This is a genomic window from Actinomadura chokoriensis (assembly GCF_039529475.1).
Lineage (GTDB): Bacteria > Actinomycetota > Actinomycetes > Streptosporangiales > Streptosporangiaceae > Spirillospora > Spirillospora bangladeshensis.
Genome location: NZ_BAAAMW010000002.1, coordinates 557915 through 577276 on the forward strand (window position 1 = coordinate 557915; position 19362 = coordinate 577276).

Annotated in this window: 21 protein-coding genes; 3 read left to right on the top strand and 18 right to left on the bottom strand. The window is 72.5% G+C overall.

Annotated elements, in window-relative coordinates:
* Positions 1-96: 96 nt before the first annotated feature.
* Positions 97-1278 carry an SMI1/KNR4 family protein gene (locus ABFX46_RS06740; RefSeq protein WP_346040459.1) on the bottom strand — a complete coding sequence of 394 codons (1182 nt, stop codon included), beginning with the start codon at positions 1276-1278 and terminating at the stop codon, positions 97-99.
* Between the two features lie 161 nt (positions 1279-1439).
* Entirely contained in the window at positions 1440-1766 is a 327-nt protein-coding gene (locus ABFX46_RS06745; RefSeq protein WP_346040460.1) for a hypothetical protein, read from the bottom strand.
* 231 nt (positions 1767-1997) lie between these two features.
* Between ABFX46_RS06745 and ABFX46_RS06750 the strand changes: the two genes are divergently transcribed.
* Entirely contained in the window at positions 1998-3578 is a 1581-nt protein-coding gene (locus ABFX46_RS06750) for a hypothetical protein (RefSeq protein WP_346040461.1), read from the top strand.
* A gap of 540 nt (positions 3579-4118) precedes the next feature.
* Here the strand turns inward: ABFX46_RS06750 and ABFX46_RS06755 are convergent.
* Together ABFX46_RS06755 and ABFX46_RS06760 are read right to left on the bottom strand one after the other, a co-directional pair.
* Positions 4119-5648, bottom strand: coding sequence for an MFS transporter (locus ABFX46_RS06755; protein WP_346040462.1), 1530 nt, complete (start codon positions 5646-5648; stop codon positions 4119-4121).
* A gap of 166 nt (positions 5649-5814) precedes the next feature.
* On the bottom strand, positions 5815-6315 hold the full coding sequence (locus ABFX46_RS06760; RefSeq protein ID WP_346040463.1) for a DUF1269 domain-containing protein: 501 nt from the start codon (positions 6313-6315) through the stop codon (positions 5815-5817).
* A 511-nt stretch (positions 6316-6826) separates the two neighbouring features.
* On the opposite strand from ABFX46_RS06760, the gene ABFX46_RS06765 reads away from it, so the two are divergent.
* Positions 6827-7363: a hypothetical protein gene (locus tag ABFX46_RS06765; RefSeq protein ID WP_346040464.1), complete on the top strand. Its 537-nt coding sequence runs from the start codon at positions 6827-6829 to the stop codon at positions 7361-7363.
* Positions 7364-7425: 62 nt separating this feature from the next.
* Here ABFX46_RS06765 and hypE read toward each other — a convergent pair whose 3' ends face one another.
* From hypE to ABFX46_RS06810, 9 genes are all read right to left on the bottom strand, one after another.
* Positions 7426-8484 carry a hydrogenase expression/formation protein HypE gene (gene hypE / locus ABFX46_RS06770; RefSeq protein WP_346040465.1) on the bottom strand — a complete coding sequence of 353 codons (1059 nt, stop codon included), beginning with the start codon at positions 8482-8484 and terminating at the stop codon, positions 7426-7428.
* Positions 8484-9107: a D-sedoheptulose-7-phosphate isomerase gene (locus ABFX46_RS06775; RefSeq protein ID WP_346040695.1), complete on the bottom strand. Its 624-nt coding sequence runs from the start codon at positions 9105-9107 to the stop codon at positions 8484-8486. The genes hypE and ABFX46_RS06775 overlap by 1 nt, the downstream gene beginning before the upstream one ends.
* Positions 9108-9112: 5 nt before the next feature.
* A complete protein-coding gene (locus ABFX46_RS06780; protein ID WP_346040466.1) occupies positions 9113-9712 on the bottom strand; it encodes a D-sedoheptulose-7-phosphate isomerase in 600 nt (199 codons plus the stop codon).
* Complete coding sequence (locus ABFX46_RS06785; protein WP_163060085.1) at positions 9709-10230, bottom strand: DUF892 family protein; 522 nt, start codon at positions 10228-10230, stop codon at positions 9709-9711. Before ABFX46_RS06785 ends, ABFX46_RS06780 begins: the two co-directional genes overlap by 4 nt.
* 35 nt (positions 10231-10265) lie before the next feature.
* Positions 10266-10406, bottom strand: coding sequence for a hypothetical protein (locus tag ABFX46_RS06790; RefSeq protein WP_346040467.1), 141 nt, complete (start codon positions 10404-10406; stop codon positions 10266-10268).
* Complete coding sequence (locus ABFX46_RS06795; RefSeq protein WP_346040468.1) at positions 10403-11194, bottom strand: hydrogenase maturation protease; 792 nt, start codon at positions 11192-11194, stop codon at positions 10403-10405. The genes ABFX46_RS06790 and ABFX46_RS06795 overlap by 4 nt, the downstream gene beginning before the upstream one ends.
* Positions 11188-12057, bottom strand: a complete 870-nt coding sequence (locus tag ABFX46_RS06800) for a hypothetical protein (protein ID WP_346040469.1) — start codon at positions 12055-12057, stop codon at positions 11188-11190. Before ABFX46_RS06800 ends, ABFX46_RS06795 begins: the two co-directional genes overlap by 7 nt.
* Positions 12045-12716 (bottom strand): DUF6084 family protein, encoded by a 672-nt coding sequence (locus ABFX46_RS06805; protein ID WP_346040470.1) that lies wholly within the window; start codon positions 12714-12716, stop codon positions 12045-12047. Before ABFX46_RS06805 ends, ABFX46_RS06800 begins: the two co-directional genes overlap by 13 nt.
* A gap of 141 nt (positions 12717-12857) precedes the next feature.
* Positions 12858-13040 (bottom strand): hypothetical protein, encoded by a 183-nt coding sequence (locus ABFX46_RS06810; RefSeq protein ID WP_346040471.1) that lies wholly within the window; start codon positions 13038-13040, stop codon positions 12858-12860.
* A 123-nt stretch (positions 13041-13163) separates the two neighbouring features.
* Between ABFX46_RS06810 and ABFX46_RS06815 the strand changes: the two genes are divergently transcribed.
* Positions 13164-14198 (top strand): aldo/keto reductase, encoded by a 1035-nt coding sequence (locus ABFX46_RS06815; protein ID WP_346040472.1) that lies wholly within the window; start codon positions 13164-13166, stop codon positions 14196-14198.
* 3 nt (positions 14199-14201) lie between these two features.
* Here ABFX46_RS06815 and ABFX46_RS06820 read toward each other — a convergent pair whose 3' ends face one another.
* From ABFX46_RS06820 to ABFX46_RS06840, 5 genes are all read right to left on the bottom strand, one after another.
* Positions 14202-16352: an acyl-CoA dehydrogenase family protein gene (locus ABFX46_RS06820; protein ID WP_346040473.1), complete on the bottom strand. Its 2151-nt coding sequence runs from the start codon at positions 16350-16352 to the stop codon at positions 14202-14204.
* A 76-nt stretch (positions 16353-16428) separates the two neighbouring features.
* The gene (locus ABFX46_RS06825; RefSeq protein ID WP_346040474.1) at positions 16429-16905 is read right to left on the bottom strand and encodes a ribosomal protein L7/L12; all 477 of its coding nucleotides are present in this window, start codon (positions 16903-16905) and stop codon (positions 16429-16431) included.
* Between the two features lie 77 nt (positions 16906-16982).
* The gene (locus tag ABFX46_RS06830; protein WP_346040475.1) at positions 16983-17543 is read right to left on the bottom strand and encodes a TIGR03086 family metal-binding protein; all 561 of its coding nucleotides are present in this window, start codon (positions 17541-17543) and stop codon (positions 16983-16985) included.
* A gap of 100 nt (positions 17544-17643) precedes the next feature.
* Entirely contained in the window at positions 17644-18282 is a 639-nt protein-coding gene (locus ABFX46_RS06835) for a hypothetical protein (protein ID WP_346040476.1), read from the bottom strand.
* A gap of 293 nt (positions 18283-18575) precedes the next feature.
* On the bottom strand, positions 18576-19346 hold the full coding sequence (locus ABFX46_RS06840; protein ID WP_346040477.1) for a hypothetical protein: 771 nt from the start codon (positions 19344-19346) through the stop codon (positions 18576-18578).
* Positions 19347-19362: the final 16 nt, after the last annotated feature.

Below are 19362 nucleotides of genomic sequence, written 5' to 3' on the forward strand. Positions count from 1 at the left end.
TCTGCCTTCTGGCGTTACTCGGACGGGGTCTTCCGGGAGTCCTCTTCGCTGGGAATCGGCCGCCGAATGTCGTAGAAGCCGACGTCGGAATCAGCGTCAGTAGCGGTTGCTTCCGCGTGGTGTGGTCACGATGGTTCTGGCGCGTTCGGGGGTGACCAGGTCTTGCAGCATCGGGTCGGTGAGCAGTACGACCGGCGCGATGCGGCATGGGGAGTCGGAGTGCCAGTGGGGTAGCGCGGCTTCGAGGATGCTCCAGGCGTGGTCGGTGGCTCCGGCCTGGACGAGCGTCCGGGCTCGGTGTAGCGCCTCCTGAAAGTCGGGCGATTCTGGTAGCTGTGTCGGACTGAAGGTGTCGATCTGCTCGATCTCTTCCTCGGTCAGGATCCCGGCGAAGAGCTGACGGTGTGGTGCAACCGACGATCCAGTACGGGCCGAGTGGTAGAGGAACAGCGGCACCGCCTCGGCACGCACCTGTTCCAGGCCGACCTCCTCGACCACGTGAGGGTGGGCGAGGATGCCGTTGCGGATCTCGTGGTGCGTATGGGCCGGATCAAGGAAAGCATTCAAGATGACGGCGAGGTAGGCGCCCGTACCCGAGCCCTTGACAGCGGCGTCCGCGAAGGCCTCCGCAGCGGCGCGGACCTCACCCTTCAGAGCCCATTCGCGACCCTCGCCCACCAGCTCGTCGGCACCGTCGGGGTGGACCGGACGGCCATCGCGTCCACTGAGGTCTTCGAAGGATGCGCGTTCGGCATCCACCAGTTCGGCGAACGAGTCGTATCGGTCCCCAAGACCGGGATACCAGCTGGCCCAGACGTAGGCCGCCCATTCGCCGGCCGCCGACACATCACCGGGGTCGAGCAACCAGTACTGGGCGTCGCCGTCACCGGAGACCAGCAACGCACGGTCGGCGAGCGCGCCCTCCTCAGGCGTGGCGTTTTCGCGGAGGATCTCCCACAAACCAACATCGGCATCACGGAGCCAGCCGACCTCGCCGCTGGTACGCATCGTCCACATGAACGGGCCGAGGTTCAGCCACCCGTCAGACGCTGCCAGGAACGACCGATAGCTCTGTGGCAGCCGAACGCCCAGACGCTGCTCGAGAGCAGCGAGCCGACCCTCGCCAGCGCCGTCGAAGCCCAGCCAGCCGGCGGACCGTTGCAGGTCGCCGACCTCATGTAGCTCATCCTCGGGGGCACCCCGCAACACCTCGGCGCTGTACTCGGCGAGGTATCGGCGCCACTGCTCGACAGTACGCCCGCCATCAGGAGAAGCCATGCCGTATCCGCTCCAGGTCCAAGGCCGAAGGGAGAGGTCCCTCGATCCGAGGCCCTACACCACCGTTCGGGTGTCAGTTGTATCCCCGACACGTTCGGGTGTGTCCAGAAAACCGACCAAGACCGGACGCCTTCGGCCGAGTCCTCTCATGTCGCGGAGCGTCACCAGCCTGCCTGTAGCTTGACGCGCGAAGGCGGTGATCGGTCGATGGAAAGCACTCCGGCTTCTTCCAGGAGGGCAGCGACCCACCCTGCCGTAGCCCGCTTGAGGAAGCGTTTCAGGTGCTCATCCAGGCTTCCGACTTTGGCGTCCACCGAGTACACGCTGCCGATCAGTACCCAACCGCGTCCCCGCAGGAGTTCTGGAACTTCCTCCAACGCCCGCCACGGCAATGGCGTCCATGCTTCCTTCTGACCGAGGAGCAGAACCAGCCCGTCGGCGGTGTAGCGGGCAACGGTGAAGCGGCCACGACCTGACGGGGTCGCCAACGGCTCCCCAGGAGAGACAGCCGCGCGAATCGCGTTCTCCACTCGTCCTGTCACACAGCCGATCCTGCCCCACTCCATAAGGACTGTCGACGTCGGCTCATGGTATGAACTCAGGGAGCTCGTGGAGTGGCCGGTCGGGCCCTGTGGAGCTGTCTCCTTTGCGGTTCTGCCGAGTGAGTGTCATCATCGCGGCATGATCTTCTATGGAAAGGGCGTCCTGCGCCGCGGCCGATGAGCCCCGGCCAGTGGGAGCCAGACCGTGGTCCCGTCGATGACCGGACCACCCTGCTGGCCCATGCTCTCGCTCTGCACGCACTGCACGGCCCCGGCCCCTGGCCGGACGGCGGATTCCCGCTCCCCGACGAACCGCCCCGCCGCAACGGCGAGGACGGGCCCCTCATCACGAGCGTGGTACTCGACGGCGTCCGGACCCACCACTTTGGCACGGCCTCGGAACCGGCGGCCATCACGCAAGTGGCCGATCTCCTGGAAGCGGCAGTGTCAGCCTTCCCCGATCCCGCATCGTTGGCCCGGCTGCATGCGGTCCTCGCCCGGCAGCCTGCGGTCGATCTGGCCGATGACCTGGTCGAAGAGCTTCGATCTCACACTCTGCCCCGTGAACCGCTGCACGGGGTGGCGCGGCATCTGACCGAGTACGGCAGGGCGCGAAACGCCGTCAAGCTGGGCATCGTGGTGCTGGGGGAATGCGGAGACGAACGCGACCGCGAGCTGCTGCTCCTGCTCGGCGCACTCGAGGAACTCACCCTGTACGCCGTGGTGGCCCTGGTCAAGACCCAACCAGACCCGCAACGCGCCGCCTATGAGTTGGCGCAGCGGGTCAAGAACTGGGGCCGGATCCATGCAGTGGAACGCCTGGAGGGCAGCAACGATCCTGAGATCCAGGCATGGCTGCTGCGTGAGGGGTTCCGCAACGGCGTTCTGAACGAGTACTTGGCGCACATCGCCGCAACTACCGGGGACCTCTACACCGCCCTCCTGGAATCCGAAGTGGACCAGGCCCTGCTGAAAGGCGCCGGGAACATCCTCGCCACGCTCGCCCTCATCGGCGGTCCGGCCAAGGACATGACCGACTACGACGACGCCGTGCCCGCCATGCACCGCTACGCCGAACTCGCCGCCACAGCCGAACCAACACTGGACATGCTGCACGATCTGCTGACCATCAACCGGTGCGCGTTACAGCATGACGCGGGCATCGACTGGCCCCGTGGCGAGCCCGAACACTTGACACATCGCTATGAGGAACTGCTGGCCAGACCCGTCTGGCGCGAGCTGGTGCTGGCGGTCCTCAACAATCCGCACACCTACGGCCCGTACGGGTTCGAGACCGCGCTGTCCTGCGCCGGCCGTCTCAAGTTGCCGGTGGTTGCCCAAGCGCTCCGCCACCTGGAGCAAGATCCGTCCAGCGCCTATGTTTGGAGTTGGGTGGTCAAGCACTCCAACAGCGAGACCGCCGGTTCCGTGATCGCCCTGGCCATGCGGATCCTCCCGCTCGATGTGCTCACCAGCGGCCCCACCGTCAGCCGCGGTCTCGGGCCCGAACACACCCTCGATCGTGTGCTGGCCGCCGTCATCAACGACCTGGACGAACATCCCGGCGCCGGCGTCGAGCTGCTCAGGCGCTGCCTGTCCGCTCGAACAACGCCGACGCGGCGCCGTGCGCTCCAGATCTTGACGGCCTGGCCTCCGGAGCACCGACCGAGCCGTCTTCGGGACTGGATCAGCGCTGCCGCATCAGCTGAGCCCGACAGCAAACTTCAGGAAGAGATGCAAGCCTTCCTGCCCGGCTGAACCGACAACCGGTGCGGTACGAACACTAGGAACCTTGTGACCTGCACAGGTGCACCTGGGTTCGTACCGCACCCATCTCCGTCTCGCCGCGGCAGGACCGCCCCCGAACACTCACCCCAAGATCCTCCTCAGCGCTAACGGCTGAGTGAGCAACGCCCTCTTCTGCCGCGATGGGGAGCGGTTGCGGGTTCGGGGACGGCCGGGTTCGGGGCCGCGTGGGTCTGGATGTTCTCCAGGACGTGGGCGTTGTAGTTCACGCCGAGTTGGCTGGGGACCCTGAGCAGCAGCGTGTCGGCGGCCTGAATGGGTTCGTCGCCGACGACATCTGCTGTGCTGCTGGATGCGCAGCGGTTCGTTTGTATCATCGTCCTTCAGGGTGAAGTTCTGCAGGTTCAGGCCCAGCTCGGCCGCCCACACGTTGGTGGCATTGGAGCCCGACCCGCACCAGATGCGGTCGCGCAGGACCTCGGCATGCGGCTCGACGTCGTCCTTGGACGGCTCGTACCCGGATCACCGCCACCCGTCGATGACCTGTTCGGCTTATGCCCGGCTGCAGCCGTCCACCGGAGGTCGGGGCGGCGGCCCCGGCGTCTGCCTAGTTGTCGCGGAGGGTGGCGGCGGGGCGGGGGAATGGTAGGCGGGTGAGTCTCCGGACAGCCAGGACGGCAGGTCGGGGGCCTGGGGGCGGGCGCCGCCGGTCAGGAGGAGGGCTAGGGAGGCGACGCCGCCCGCTGCCACGATGAGCAGCATGATCCAGATTGCGAGGTGTATCCCCTGGGAGAGGTCGGTGCTGGTCATCGCGATGTGCACGAGGACGGGGCCGACCAGGAAGGCGGCCTCCGCGCGCAGGAGTTCCACCAGCGCGAACGTCGGGCCGAGCCGGGTGGACGGGACGCTGAGGCCCGCCATGAACAGTCCGGGGGTGACGCCCGCGCCGGCGCCGAAGCCGAGGAGGACGCTCGCGACCGCCACGACCGGGGTACTGCTGGACGGTTGGAGCCACAGCAGCAGCGCGCCGCCGGCCACCACCACGCCCGTCCCGGTGAACGCGAGCACCGGCAGCCAGCGGGTGGTCAGCATCGACTTGAAGAGCCAGGCCGCCACGACCACGCCGGCGATCTGGGTGGCGAGCAGTTCCCCGGTCGCCGCCGGCGTCCGGTGGTCGACCTCCAGCAGGTAGATCACGGCGAGTTCTACCAGCGTGGTGAAGCCGGCGCCGGCCACCATGGCGATGGACACCCCGGTCACGGGGAGGGTGTGGGCGAGGAGTTTCAGCGGCATCAGCGCCCGCGGCTTGCGGTACTGGCGGACCAGCAGGGTGCCGAGCGCCGCCGTGCCGAGGAGCAGCGGGACCAGGAAGCCCGGCGAGGTGAACGAGCCGCGGCCGAGCCAGGCGACGCCGAGGAACGGCAGGATCGTCGCGCAGGCCGCGACGGGGATGGCCGAGTAGTCGAAGCCGATGCGCGGGGACGGGGCGGTGGAGCGCTCGAAGGTCAGCGCGCCCATGAGCAGGCCGATCGCGCCGAACCCCGCGATCCCGAGGTAGAGGGCGCGCCACGCGTCGAAGCCGGCCGCGACTCCGCCGATGAGCGGGCCCAGGGTGACCATGCCGAACAGCCCGAGGTTGACGAACGCGGCGGTGAGCGGCAGTTTCTCCACGCCGTGGTTGGTGACCAGCGGCGGTAGGGCGGCGACCAGCAGCATGCCGGTGGCCGCCCCCTGCAGGACGCGCCCGGCGATGAACACCTCGATGCCCGGTGCCAGGGCCGCGAGCAGCGACCCGGCGACGAAGGCCAACTCGCAGGACAGGAAGAGGCGGCGGCCCGGTACCCGCTGGATGAGGTCGGCGGCGGCGACCGCGCCGAACGCGTAGAAGGCGTTGGACAGTCCCCCGGCCAGCTGCGTGCCGAAGCGCCCGCCGCCGAGGTCGCGCTCCACCGGCTGCCGCAGCAGCAGGGACGCGGTCGACAGCACGATGAACGGGCAGAGTGCGAGCAGCGCCATCGCGACCGCCGCGGCATAGCTACCGCGCAAAGGGACCCCGGTCAGCCACGATTTCGTCGCCACCATGTGGCGTCGGCTACCCCTGCTCCCCTGGGGCAAACGATCGGGACAGTGTTCCTGCGGCGAATTCCTGCACGACACAAAAAAGGCGCGCCCGGCCATACCGGACGCGCCTTTTCATCGTGCATTCCTTTTCCGCCGGGCCGCCGCGCGGGCGGTCAGGCGCGGGCGGTCAGGCGTGGACGCGGGCGTCTGCCTCGATGGCCTCGCGGAGGTGGCGCTCGGCGTCCTCGCTGAGCGAGGTCTGCAGGATCTCGCCGCCGTACGGGGTGATCTGCGGGATGACCTTGTCCGGCGTCACCCGGGTGACCAGCAGGAACAGGGCCGCGCCGCCGGGCTGGAGCTTCGCGCCGAGTTCGCGCATGAACGAGTCGTCCACGCCGACGTCGGTCATCTTGCCGCTCGCGGCGCCGGCCGCGGCGCCGACGGCCATGCCGACCAGCGGGGCGAAGAAGAGCATCCCGAGCAGCCCGCCCCAGACGGTCCCCCAGGCCGCGCCGCGGCCGGTCGTGTTGTGAATCTGGTGGAGTTTGATCCCGCCGTCGAGGCGCTTCTCGACGACGGCGGCGTCCGCGAGCGCGATCACGTTCTGGCGCTGCATGTCGATGAGCCGGTCACGGACCTCAATGGCACTGTCGACGTCCGGGTAAGCGATGGCGATGAGATCGCTCATGAAAGTGTCCCCCAAGGATGTGTCGCCTGAGCGTCTCCGGGAGGTGCCCCGTCTCACCCCGGGGCAATACACCCCAACGAGAGCTTGACCCCCTTCAGATCAGATCTTGAACTCTCGCCCCATTTCCGGACATGCCACCGCCACCCCGAGCGGAGCCGATACAGCGCGACGACCGGCCGCGAGACGGCGCGCACCCCCATGTCGATGACCTGATCCGGACGACGCCCCGGCCGAATGTCATGGTTCTCCACGATCCCCGCTGATCCGAACCGCGTGTTACGGACCCCGGCATCCCCGTGACTCAGGGTCATCGATCCCCCGGTCGCACGCCGATCACTCTGGACGCTTGGTCACTATGACTATCCGCGCGTGCGCGATCACGCAGCGCAGGAGTTTTCGGTCGCCTTTACAAATTTCCTTGCTGATCAAAAGAATTGTTTCTGACAAGCACTCCGAACGGGGTGGAAGAGGACGGCGCCGTCCAATGCGGCGCTCTCCGGAAGGGGTATTCATGTACAGCTCCCGTAAGGCCGAGGGGACCGGTCTGCGGAAGGCCGGCGCGGCCGCCGGGCTCATCGCGGCGGCCCTGCTCACGACCGCCGCCACGATGGCGCCGGCGCAGGCCGCGCCCGCGCCGAAGCCGCCGGTCACGGTCACGCAAGGGGCGGACGGCGCCCTGATCCTGCACTTCGGCCGCCCGACCGGGAAGGTCGCGGACGTCACGGCGAGCGCCGTGCCGACGACCTCGCCGACCGTCAGCCACCTGTTCCTTCCCTATGGCGAGACCACCGACTGCCCGAGCGGTTACGCCTGCGCCGCGGTGCCCTCCACCAGCGGGTGGTACGTCTTCAAGTTCTACAACTACGGCGGCTACTCGCTCAGCTACTGGGGCGGCACGGGAAGCGTCTGGAACAACCAGACCGGCGGTGCGGCACTGCGGGTCGACGACGTCAACGGCGGCCAGTTGCGCTGCATCGCGGCGGGGGCGATCAAGGACGTGGACTGGGATCCGGCCTGGCGCATCCGGCTGACGTCCAGCGGCTGCTGACCGGGACATACGGCGGCGGGTGTCCGGCGGCGGGTGCCCGGCATGGGCGCCCGCCGCCGCATTCAGCAGATTCGGGGTGCGGAGTCGTCCGGCAGGGGGCCGATGGGCTGGGTGCCGTCGAAGGCGGTGTTCAGCAGGACGGTGCCGGGCGGGTCGTCGTGCAGGTGTCCGATGACGGCGGCGCCCGTGCCCAGCGGGTGGGCGCGCAGTGAGGCCAGGGCGGTGCCCGCGGCCTCGGGTGCGACCACGATCACGGCCCGGCCCTCGCACGCGACGTGCAGCGGGTCGATGCCGAGGAGCTCGCAGGCGCCCCGGACGGCGGGCCGGACGGGGACCGCCTCCTCGTCCACCACCGCGGCGAGGCCCGCGCCGGCCGCCAGCTCGTCCAGGACGGCGGCCACGCCGCCCCGGGTCGCGTCCCGCATGCGGCGGACGGCGCCCGGGCAGCGGGCGGTCAGGTCGGCGAGCAGGCAGTTCAGCGGCGCCGTGTCGGAGGCCAGGTCCGCCTCGGTGTCGAGGTCGCCGCGCGCCAGCATGATCGCGGCGCCGTGCTCGCCGATCGGGCCGGTGACCAGGATCGCGTCGCCGGGACGGACGTCGTCCGCGGGCGGGGAGTGGACGACGCCCACGCCGGCGGTGGTGATGTAGCAGCCGTCGGCCTGCCCGCGCCGGACGACCTTGGTGTCGCCCGTGACGATGTCGACGCCGGCGGCCTCGGCGGCGGCGCTCATCGACGCGGTGATGCGGCGCAGCGACGAGACCGGGAAGCCCTCTTCGAGGATGAAGCCCGCCGACAGGTGCAGCGGCATCGCACCGGAGACCGCGAGGTCGTTGACCGTCCCGTTGACCGCCAGGTCGCCGATGTCGCCGCCGGGGAAGAACAGCGGCGACACCACGTGCGCGTCGGTGGTGAAGGCCAGGTCGGCGCCGTTGACGGCGAAGCACGCCGAGTCGTCCATGCGGTCCAGGAACGGGTTGTCGAACGCGTCCTTGAACACCGCGTCGACCAGGGTGCGGGTGGCCCTGCCGCCGGCGCCGTGCGCCAGGGTGACGGCGTCCTCGCGAAGGCGGGCGCGGGCCCGCGTGGTGCGGTCGAGGACCTGCTCTTCCCGTAGGGCCATCAGAGGGCCTCCTGCGTCAGTTCCCAGAGGGCGTGGCAGATCGTCGTCTGCGCCTCCTGGATCCGGTGGACGGACGACGACGGCACGGCGAACAGGTGGTTCAGGCCGGGCGTCTCCGCCATCCGCCCGCCGGTGCGTCCGGCGAGCCCGACCGCCGTCATCCCGCGCCGCGACGCCTCCCGCAGCGCGGCGATCAGGTTGTCGGAGTCGCCGCTGGTGGACAGCGCGAGCGCGATGTCGCCGGGGCGCCCGAACGCGGCGAGCTGCCGCGCGTACACGACCTCGAAGCCGATGTCGTCGGACAGCGCGGTGACGACGGCGGCATCGCCGGCCAGGGCCAGCGCGGGCAGCGGCCTCGCGGAGCCGCCCGGGTCGAGGAACAGCGCGGCGACGGCCTGCGCGTCCGCCGCGCCGGTGCCGTTGCCGAACGCGAACAGCCGGCCGCCGGAGCGGAACGCGTCCGCCATCCGCGCGGCGCAGGCGGCGATCTCGTCTCCGTACTCGGCGAGGACGGCCTCCCGCAGCCGGACGATCTCGTTCGCCTTGTCGGCCGTCGACCGCCGGACGTCCTCCAGGAGGGTGTCCAGCCCCGAGCCGCCCGCGTACAGGAACGGGTAGAGCATCTCGGTCACGCGACCACCTCCCGGTCCAGCACGTCCGGCTGCTCCAGGAACACGTGGACCAGCTCCCAGAGCAGGTGGTACGCGGTGACGTGCACTTCCTTGACGACGCGCGGGTCGGTGGACGGCACGGTCACCAGGTGGTCGGCCGCATCGGTGAGCGCCCCGCCGTCGCCGCCCGCCAGCGCGACCGTGAGCATGCCCCGGTCGCGTGCGGTCCGCAGGCCGTGCGGGACGCCGCCGCAGTGCCCGTCCGGCGAGATGCCGAACGCGATGTCGTCCGGGCCGCCGAGGCAGCGGATCTGGTGCGCGAAGACGTCGTCCGGCCCCTGGCCGGCGCGGATGCCGGTGACGGTGGCGGCGTCGCCGGTGAGCGACACCGCGGGCAGCGGCCGCTTCCCCGCGACCGCCGGGTGGACGAACTCGACCGCGACGTGCCGGGCGTCCGCGGCGGCGGCGCCGAACGCGAGCAGCCGCCCGCCGCGGTGGAAGCGCCCCGCCATGGCGTGGGACGCGGCGGCGATGACGCCGGCGGCGCCCGCAAGCGCCCGGCCCGGTTCGGCGCGCCGCCCGAACACCTCCGCCACCGTGCTCCCCGCCGTGCTCACCGGCCGCTCCCGGGCGGCGGCGGGGCGTCCCGCACGCCGTGCTGCCGCAGCGACAGCTCCACGGCGAGGTCCCACCGGTCCGACAGCTCCGCCGACATCGCGTGCGCGTCGTCGCACATCGCCTTCGCCACCCGCGCCGTCTCGGCGTCCCCGGCGCGCTCGGCGACGCGCCGCAGCATCTCGGCCGCCGCGATCTGCAGGTGGGCGGCGACGTAGGCGTCCCGCATGTGCTTGCCGGCGGCGTCGCGGCGGCTGCGGCCGAGCCCGGCCTCCGCGACGGCGGCGAACAGCTGCCCCGCGTCCCGGACGATGGACGGGGACGAGTGGTGCGCCCGCAGCCGCGCCTCGATCTCGCGCATGTGCAGCCGCGTCGTCTCCGCGAAGCGGCCGAGCGGGCGGCAGGCGTCCGGCTCGTCCGCCACCGTCGTCAGCAGCTCGCTCAGCGTGGCCTCGACGTGCTCCTGCAGCGCGTGCGCGTCCTTCAGGTAGCCGACGAGATGCCGGTCGATCGTCCTCATCGCCGGGTTCCGATCCTGTGTCAGCGGCGCCGGGGTCACCTGGTCCCTGAGTTGATGTACCGGCGCAGCACCGGCGTCCGCCCGGCCACCATGACGATCATGGCGAGCACCGACAGCGCGGACAGCGCGACCATCAGCCTGACCATGCGCGGGCCGACCCGCTTTCCCTTCCTCATGACACGACTCCCTCTCTCTGTACGGTGAGTTCTCTCTGTGCCGAGAGTTCCTTCGCGACCAGCCGCTCGATCAGCCGGACGGTCTCCCCGACCGCCGCGGCGACCGGCGCGCTGAGGTCCATTTCCCAGGTGGCGTCGGCCGCCTGCGCGGACGGCTCGCACGCGACCAGCAGGATCCGCGGCGGGACCGGGCCGTTCTCGCGGGCCAGCCGCAGCACCCGCGCCGGGTCGAGCCCGTGCGCGTCGACCGCGGCGCCGCCGAAGCCGCCCGAGTCCGGGTCGGGTTCGGCGACCCGGACGGTGCCGGGCGCGTCGCCGCGGGCGGCGGCGCCGACGAGGACCGCGGTCCGGTGGCCGTCCCCGAGCGCGCACATCAGGTCGACGCCGCGGATGCCGAAGTCGATGACGTCGACGCCGTCCGGCACGGGGCGCCGCCGCAGCCGCCGGACGACCTCCACCCCGAACCCGTCGTCGCCGTGGAAGACGTTCCCGATCCCGGCGACGAGGACCTTGCGGGACGGCTCGTCGCTCGGCAGCGGGTCCACCTCGTCCAGGCCGATGAAGAACCGGTGGCCGAGGACGTCGCCGCCGGGCGTCCCGCCGGGGCCGCCGTCGACCGCGACGAGCAGGTGCAGGCCGCCCTCCAGGTCGTCCTCGACCCGCTCGACGGTGGCGGCGCGGCCGACGATGGCGAGGTCGAAGGCGTCGGCGCCGCTGCTGGGCCGCAGCCGGACGCGGCTCCCGGCGGTCAGCTCCCGCCCGCGGACGAGCGCCCTCGCGCTCACCACGCCGCCGTCTCCCGCCGCTCGTCCCCGGCGAGGCCGAGCACGCTGAGGAACAGCAGCCCGTCGCCCTCGGTCCCGAAACGCAGGTCGCCGGGGCCGTCCGGGGCGACCTGCGGCCAGTCGTAGAGGACGACCGGCGCGGCGAGGACGGTGCCGTGGTCGCCCGGCCGGCCCGCGAGCACGGGCCACAGCCCGTCGCTCCGGCATCCGGCGACGGCGCCGGCCAGCCGGTCGGGCGGGTCCGCGGACGAGACGAACACCCCGCCGCTGGCGTTCGCCACGACGTGCGCGCAGAGCATCCCGGCGCGGGCGGCGTCCTCGCGCTCGGCCGCGTCCCCGCCGTTGACGATGTCGATCCGCAGCCGCACCGCGCCGTGCCCGGCCGGGACGGCGGACGCGTCGACCCAGCCGGCCACCCGCCCCCACGACCGCCGGAGGCGCGCGCCGCCGCCGATCTCCTCGTCCTCGGCGCCGGGCGGTACCGCGACCGGGATCCGGATGGGGCCGGTCAGCATGCGCCGCACGCTGATCCGGCCGCCGGTGATCTCGCGTTCGCGGGCCTCGTCCCAGGTCGTGAACGTCTCGCCGCCCCGGTGGAGCGCGTCCACCGGGGTGTCGCCGTCCATGACCTGGCGGTGCACCACCTGCAGGAAGCGCAGCGTGATCTCGATGTCGGCCTCGGGCGCCGCGTCCAGGACGAACTCGGCGCGGACCGTCCAGCGGTCGCCGGTGCGTTCGGCGTAGGGGCGCGGGTGGACGCCGCCGATCGTCCACCGCCGGCGGTTCTGCGACGGCGGCCGGCGGTAGGGCCACAGCAGGTGGCCCTCGTAGAGGACCGCGTCCGCGACCGCCCTCACACGGTCCACTCTTCCTCCTCGCGCCGCGTCTCGGCCTTCCGGAGCAGTTCGTCGACCGTGTCGTCGAACGAGGAGTGCGCGCGGCGCGCCCGGTAGTCCGACAGCCGGCCGAAGCAGGCGTCGTCCAGGCGGAGCCAGCGGGCGGGGCCGTAGTAGTGGTCCATGAGGTCCCGCCACGCCTGGACGGGCAGCACGCCGGCCGCCTCGTGGCGCCACGGGGCCTGCCGGGTGCGCAGCGGCCCGTCCTCGCCGGGGTAGAAGACCGTGCCGTCGAAGGCGAGGTCGAGGGGGACGTCGCCGCCGTCGAGCGCGCGCAGGTAGCGGTCGGCGCCGGCCTGCGCGTCGTGCCCGCACGGCAGGGACAGGGTGACCTCCGTCGCGCCGCGGAACGTCGGCACGGTCGCGCCGACGCGCGCCCAGGCGAGGGCGTCCAGCGTCGTGTCCCAGGTGTCGGGCGTGCCGAACACGGCGGTGAGCCGCTCGCGTTCGGCGTCGTCGTGGTCGCGGCGCGACGCCGCGATCGTCACGGCCGCGGTGAGCAGGACGCACTGGACGGGCCCGCCGTCCGGCCGCCGCAGCCCGATCCGCAGGTCCAGCGCCGGCGTCGCCGCGGACGTCCCGGCCTCGATCCCGAGCAGCTCGAGCCCGAGCTCCGGCGCGCCGCTCATGCCCGCCTCCCGCGCGCGGGTTCGCAGATCATCACCAGAGCGGACTGCCCTGCCGCCCGCCCCCGAAACACCGCCCGGAAAGCCGCCGCACGCCGCCCCAGCATTTGGTAAACGCCAGGCCCGCGGACGCCGAAAGTGCCGCTAGGACACGCCTGCGAGCTGGGCAAATGCCGAGAAATAGGAAGCCTGAAACAAACCCGGGCCGAGCATCACGACGGCATTTTCCAGCCAATTGCCCGATTCACAACCCACGGCCACCGCCCCGGCAATGGGGAAGTTTTCCGCGACCATGCCGGACGCCCGACCCGCCACCTCCCCGAGCATCAGCCGAGCCCGCCGCCGGCGTCGCGGCGAAGCCGGTCGGCCGCGGCCGGGTGCGGGGCTTGACCTTGAGCGCGCTCCAGCTCTTAGCGTTCTGCGCGGTCGCCTAACGAGGGAGAGCGCAGAATGCAGTACCGCAAGCTCGGCCGTACCGGTGTCGAGGTCAGCAGCCAGTGCCTCGGCGCGATGATGTTCGGCGCGGTCGGCAATCCCGACCACGACGACTGCGTGCGCATCGTCCACCGGGCGCTGGACGCCGGGATCAACTTCATCGACACCGCCGACATGTACTCGGCCGGGGAGAGCGAGGAGGTCGTCGGCAAGGCCGTCAAGGGGCGCCGGGACGACATCGTCCTCGCGACCAAGTGCTTCTTCCCGCTGGGCGAGGAGCGCAACAGCCGGGGCGGGTCGCGGCGCTACATCGTCCGCGCCGTGGAGGACAGCCTCCGGCGGCTGGGGACCGACCGCATCGACCTGTACCAGATGCACCGCCGCGACTGGGGCACCGATCTGGAGGAGACGCTCGACGCGCTGACCGACCTCGTCCGCCAGGGCAAGGTGCTGTACGCGGGGTCGTCGTCGTTCCCGGCCGACCAGATCGTGGAGGCGCAGTGGGCCGCCGAGCGCAGGGGCGGCGTCCGGTTCGTCTGCGAGCAGCCGCAGTACTCGGTGTTCGCCCGGTCGATCGAGGAGTCGGTGCTGCCCGCCGCCCAGCGGCACGGCATGGGCGTCATCCCGTGGAGCCCGCTGGCGGGCGGCTGGCTGACCGGCAAGTACCGGCGCGGCGAGCAGCCGCCCGCGGGCGCGCGGTTCGGGCACTCCGACAACCCGGCGTGGCGCGGCCGCACCGTCGACGTGGACCCCAGCGCCCCCGTCCGCTACGACGCCGTCGAGCGCCTCGCGAAGATCGCCGAGGAGGCCGGCCTCTCGCTGACGCACCTGGCGCTCGCCTTCGTCGGCGAGCACCCGGCCGTCACCTCGACGATCATCGGCCCGAAGACGATGCCCCAGCTGGACGACCTGCTCGCCGCCGCCGACGTCCGCCTGGACGCCGCCGTCCTGGACGCGATCGACGAGGTCGTCCCGCCGGGCACCGACATCGCGGGCATCGACCACCGCACCGGCACGCCGGCACTGGACGCCGGGAACCGCCGCCGGTGAGCCCTACTTGATCAGCGGGTCGCGGGGCAGCTTGAGGATGCGTTCGGCGATCTGGTTGCGGGTGATCTCGGAGGTGCCGCCGGCGATCGACATGCCGCGGGAGCCGAGGCGCATCAGGCCGGCGAACTGGCCGAGGCCCTCGTCGAACGCCGTGCCGGGGCCGGCGAACTCGGCCAGCAGGTCGGCGGTGGCGTGGCCGTGCTCGGCGAGGACGAGCTTGGTGATGTTGCCCTCGGGTCCGGGTTCGCCGCCGGCGACGGCGCGCTCGGCGGAGCGGAGGTTGAGCAGGCGGAGGGCCTGCTCCTCGGCCAGGTAGGCGCCGACGCGCTCGGCGGCGGCGGGGACGCGGTCGCCGTGCTCCTTGTAGAGCGCGACGAAGTCGGGCCCGGGCGGGCCGCCGACGCCGCCGCCGATGCTGACGCGCTCGTTGCCGAGGGTCGCGCGGGCGACCGTCCAGCCCCGGTTCGGTTCGCCGACCACGTCCGCGTCGGGGACGAAGACGTCGGAGAAGAACACCTCGTTGAAGTCGGAGCCGCCGGTGATCTGGCGGAGCGGCCGGACCTCCACGCCCGGATGCTGCATGTCGATGACGACCATGGTCACGCCGGCGTGCTTGGCCGCGTCCGGGTCGGTGCGGACGGTCGCGAACCCCCAGCGGCAGTGCTGGGCGCCGCTCGTCCACACCTTCTGGCCGTTGACGATCCAGCCGCCCTCGACCTTGACCGCGCGGGTCTTCACGGCGGCGGCGTCCGAGCCGGCCTCGGGCTCGCTGAACAGCTGGCACCAGACCTCGTCGCCGGTGAGCGCGGGCCGCACCCAGCGGTCGACCTGGTCCTGCGTGCCGTGCTGGACGAGGGTGAGGATCACCCAGCCGGTGATGCCGAGCTGGGCGCGCTTCACCCCGGCGGCGCGGAACTCGTCCTCGATGACGAGCTGCAGCCCGGCGCTCGCCTCCACGCCCCACGGGCGCGGCCAGTGCGGCTGGACGTAGCCGGTGTCGATGAGCTTCCGCCGCTGCTCGGCGGCCGGCAGCGCGGCGATCTCCCGGGCCAGCGCCCGGATCTCCGGGCGCCGCGCCTCCGCCTCGGGCGGCAGGTCGAGGGTCGTCTCGCGGACGACGCCGGCGGCCTTCAGGCGGGTCACGTCCCGTTCGGCGGAGTGCGGGTCGAACACGGCCGCCAGCGTCGCGGCGCGCCGCATCAGCAGGTGGGCGTCGTGCTCCCAGGTGAAGCCGATGCCGCCGTGCACCTGGATGTTGAGGCCGGTGTTCGCGGTGAACGCGGGCAGGGCGAGCGCCGCGGCGACGGCCGCCGCCAGCTCGAACTGGCCGGCCGGCCCGGACGCGGCCCGCGCGGCGTCCCACACCGCGGCCGTGGCCAGCTCGGCGGCGACGAGCATGTTCGCGCAGTGGTGCTTGACCGCCTGGAACGTCGCGATGGGACGGCCGAACTGCTGCCGCACCTTGGCGTACTCGACGGCGTTCTCCACGCATTCGAGGGCGCCGCCGACCGCCTCGGCAGAGACGAGCGTGCGGGCGATCGCGGTGGACAGAGCCCGAGCGCCGGGCAGGACGTCAACGGCGGCGCCGTCGAGCGTGACGCGGGCCGAGCGGCGCGCCGGGTCCAGGTTTCCGGGGACCTCGACGGTGACGCCCGGCGCGTCCGCCCGCACGACGACCATGTCGTCGCCTGCCGCGAGGACGAGCAGCTCGGCCAGGCCGCCGCCGAGCACGACTCCCCCGTCACCGCTGGCGGTGCCGTCGCCCAGGGTCAGCGAGCCGCCGGTGCCGAGCGCCGCCGGGACCGCCCCGGAGGCGAGGTCCGGCAGCAGGCGCGCCCGCTGCCCGCCGTCTCCGGCGGCCGCGACCACCGCGGACGCGATCATCGTCGGCAGCATCGGGCCGGGCGCGGCGGCGCGGCCGAGCTCCTCGGCGACCACGACCAGTTCCTGAAGGCCCGCTCCACCGCCGCCGTGCTCCTCGGGCAGGTGCAGGCCGAGCAGCCCGAGGCCGGCGAACTCCGTCCAGAACGCGGGCAGCGGCTCCTTCTCGGCGTCCAGCAGCGCGCGGTTCGCGGCCCGCGCCCCCTGGTCGCGCAGGAACGCGCGCGCCGTCCGCGCCAGCTCGCGGTGCTCCTCGCCGATGGCGATCGCCATGACCCCTCCAAGCGTCGTTCCGTCCGGTGACCAGAATGGCATTCGGTTGCCGTCCGGGGCGAGGGGGTGTCGCGATCTATCTGAGCGCTTCGACGAAACGCATCGCCTCGTCGCGGCCCATCCCCGTCTCCGCGCAGACCACCGCGACGGCCGACTCGTAGTCGCCCGCGCGCCGGAACGCCCGCGCCCGGTCGGCCAGCGTCCCGTCCCCGTCCACCGGTGGCGGGGCCACGAACCCCTTGTGGACCGCGTCGACATAGTCCTTGGCGGCCTGCCGCACGAGCGCGGTCTCCACGCGGACCATCGCGACCGCCGGCTTCACCTTGCCCTCGGCGAGCAGCGCGCGGACCTTGGCCTCCACCTCCGGCGGCACCTGCCGGGCCAGGACCTCGCCCTTCAACCCGTCCACGTACTCCTTGGCGTCCTTGAGGCCGAGCCCGGTGACCTCCCGGACCAGCTTGATGGCCGGAATGTACTGGCCCCTCCCGATCAGGTCGTCCACACGCACGCGGGCCTCCGGGGTCAGGTGTCGGACGGGTGCCGAAGATTTCACGAGGTCACTCCTCTGGCCGGGGGCGGACGGCCCGATTCTCGCCGACGCGCGGCCGCGCCGCATCCGCCCCGAGGGCGTCAGGCCATCGGGCGGCGGCCGAGGAGCGCCACCAGCCGCTCGCCGCCGGCGGCGTCCGACGGGATCTCGACGGGGGCGGCGAACAGCGGGCCGCGCGGCGGCTCGGGCAGCACCAGCGGGCAGACGGCCAGCAGGTCCTCGGCGAGCAGCGGCGGGATGGGCCGGGGCCTCCCGGTGGCCTGCGCGATGTCCCAGCCGTGGACGGCGACTTCGAGCGCGCCGGCCCGGGCCAGCATCCCGCCCGGCAGCCGCCGGTCCCCGACCGCGACCGCGTCGAGGGCGGCGGACGCCCGCAGCACGCGGACGGCCCGGACCCGCAGCGCCGACACCGGGTCGTCCGGCGGCCTCTCCGGTCCGGGCTCCCTTCCGACCCGTCCCGCGCTCATGCCCTCGTGCAGCGCGGCCAGCGATTCGCCGAGGTGCACCAGGAGCATGCCGAGGTCCCAGGCCGCGCACGGCGTCCGGCGCGCGAGCATGTCCGGCGTCACCGCCTGGACGGTCGTCAGCGCGAACCCGATCGCCCGGTCCAGCAGCCTGCCGCCACACGCGTCCGCTCGCACACCGGCCTCCGATCGGGTGATGTCCCACTGCTCTGTGGACCGCGCCCACAGCGAAAAGTCATCGCGTGGGCGGGGGTGCGGGGGCGCCGGGTGCGGGACGTCAGGCGTGCCCGGCGAGCCGCGGCCACGGCTCGGCCGGCGCCGTCCAGAGCCACGCGTCCGTGCACGTCTCCTTGACCTCGACTCTGATCATCTCGAAGTCGGCGGCGTCGACCAGGTGGTAGCCGGTCGCCGCCTCGTAGACGTAGTCGGACATCACGAGGGCGAAGTCGGTCCCGTCCACCGCCAGGCGGTCCTTCATCACCGGCGCGTCCAGGAGCCGGAACAGGCGGTTGACCGAGGAGCCGGCCACGCCGTGGGCGTCCTCGTGCAGGAACCCCGCGTGCAGCGCCATCCGCAACTGGATCCGGGCCGCCGGCACCGCATTCCTGTTGTGCTCGCGGATCCCCGCGCGGATGTTCTGGATGAGGGAGCTCAGCACGACGTCGAGCCCGGTCCGCGGGCCGACGATCATGAAGATGCCGTCCCCGCGGTCCTCCAGGCGGCGGCCGGCGCGAGCGGTCACGTACGCCTCGTCGACGATCCGGTACATGACCTCGCGCAGGTGGATCTGCATCGCCTCGTCCCGGCTGGTGAACCGGGCGATGTCGAGCGCCAGCATCACGTGCAGGCGGGGCCGCGCGCCCTGCGGGCGCCGGCCGGACAGGAGGCGGCGCAGCCACTGGAGAACGCTCGTCATCGCGGCTCACCGGCCTTGGGCGTCGTCGGGGCGAGGCGCTGGTCGCTCCGGGGTATCGGGGGCATCGCCGTGCCTTCTCCTCTCCGCGGATCACTGGTTTCTCGGTGCGCAGGCCTGACTCTTTCGCTCACTTAAGTCGAGTCCGTGGTGATTTCGCGGGAAAAACCCGGTAGAGACCTATTGAGCACTCCAGTGGCCGCCGCGGAACGCCAGGGAACGCCGCGACCGCCCGAGCGCACTGCCCCGATTACGGGAAATGCTCGATGACCGGCGATGCCCGCGCGCAGGACCGCTCAGAGCCGCGGGGCGGGATCGGCGTCGGCCGCGGCGGCGCAGGAGAGGAATGCCTGTGCCGCCTCCCTGTCGCCGCGCCTCCCGGCCGCGTACGCAAGGACGTGGGCGTGCGCCACCGCCAGCGCCCGGTCGACCTCCGCGCCGTCCACCGGCACCAGGTTCGCCGCGACGCTCAGGCCGGCCGCCGCGGCGTTGATCAGGTAGCCGGCCGCCTTGTGCCCGTGGCCCGGGACGCAGCCGAGCAGGACCGCGATCTCGTAGACGGCGTCGCGGTCCCCGGCGGCCGCCCGCCGCTCCAGGGCCGCCGCGTACCGGCCGTGCACCCGGAGTTCGGCGCGCTCGCGGGGTTCGAGCACGACCGGGTCGGCCCGGCGGCGCGGACCGTCCGCGGGCACCGGGGCCGGCCGGCGGGACGCCGCCGGGCGTGCGGCGCGCGCGGCCTGCGCCTCGCGGAGCAGGCGGTGCCACTCGGGGAGCGCGTCCGGCCCCGGGTCGTCGTCCAGGCTGCCGTTCTCCCAGCCGCACCGCTGCAGGCTCAGCACGATCGCGGCGAGCATCCCCGCCGTGGGCAGCCGGGTGCCCTTGACGACCTGGCTCAGCGTGGACCGGCTGATGCCGCGCGGCACCGAACGGCGGCCGCCGCCGAGCGGGTAGAACTCCTCCAGCCGGGCCGCGGTCGCGTCCACCAGGGCGGACGAGGGCGAGCCGGCCCGCAGGTAGAGCTCCCGGAGCCGGCGCTGGAATTCCTGATCAGGCTGCTCATCGACCATGGAAGCCTCGTTCTGT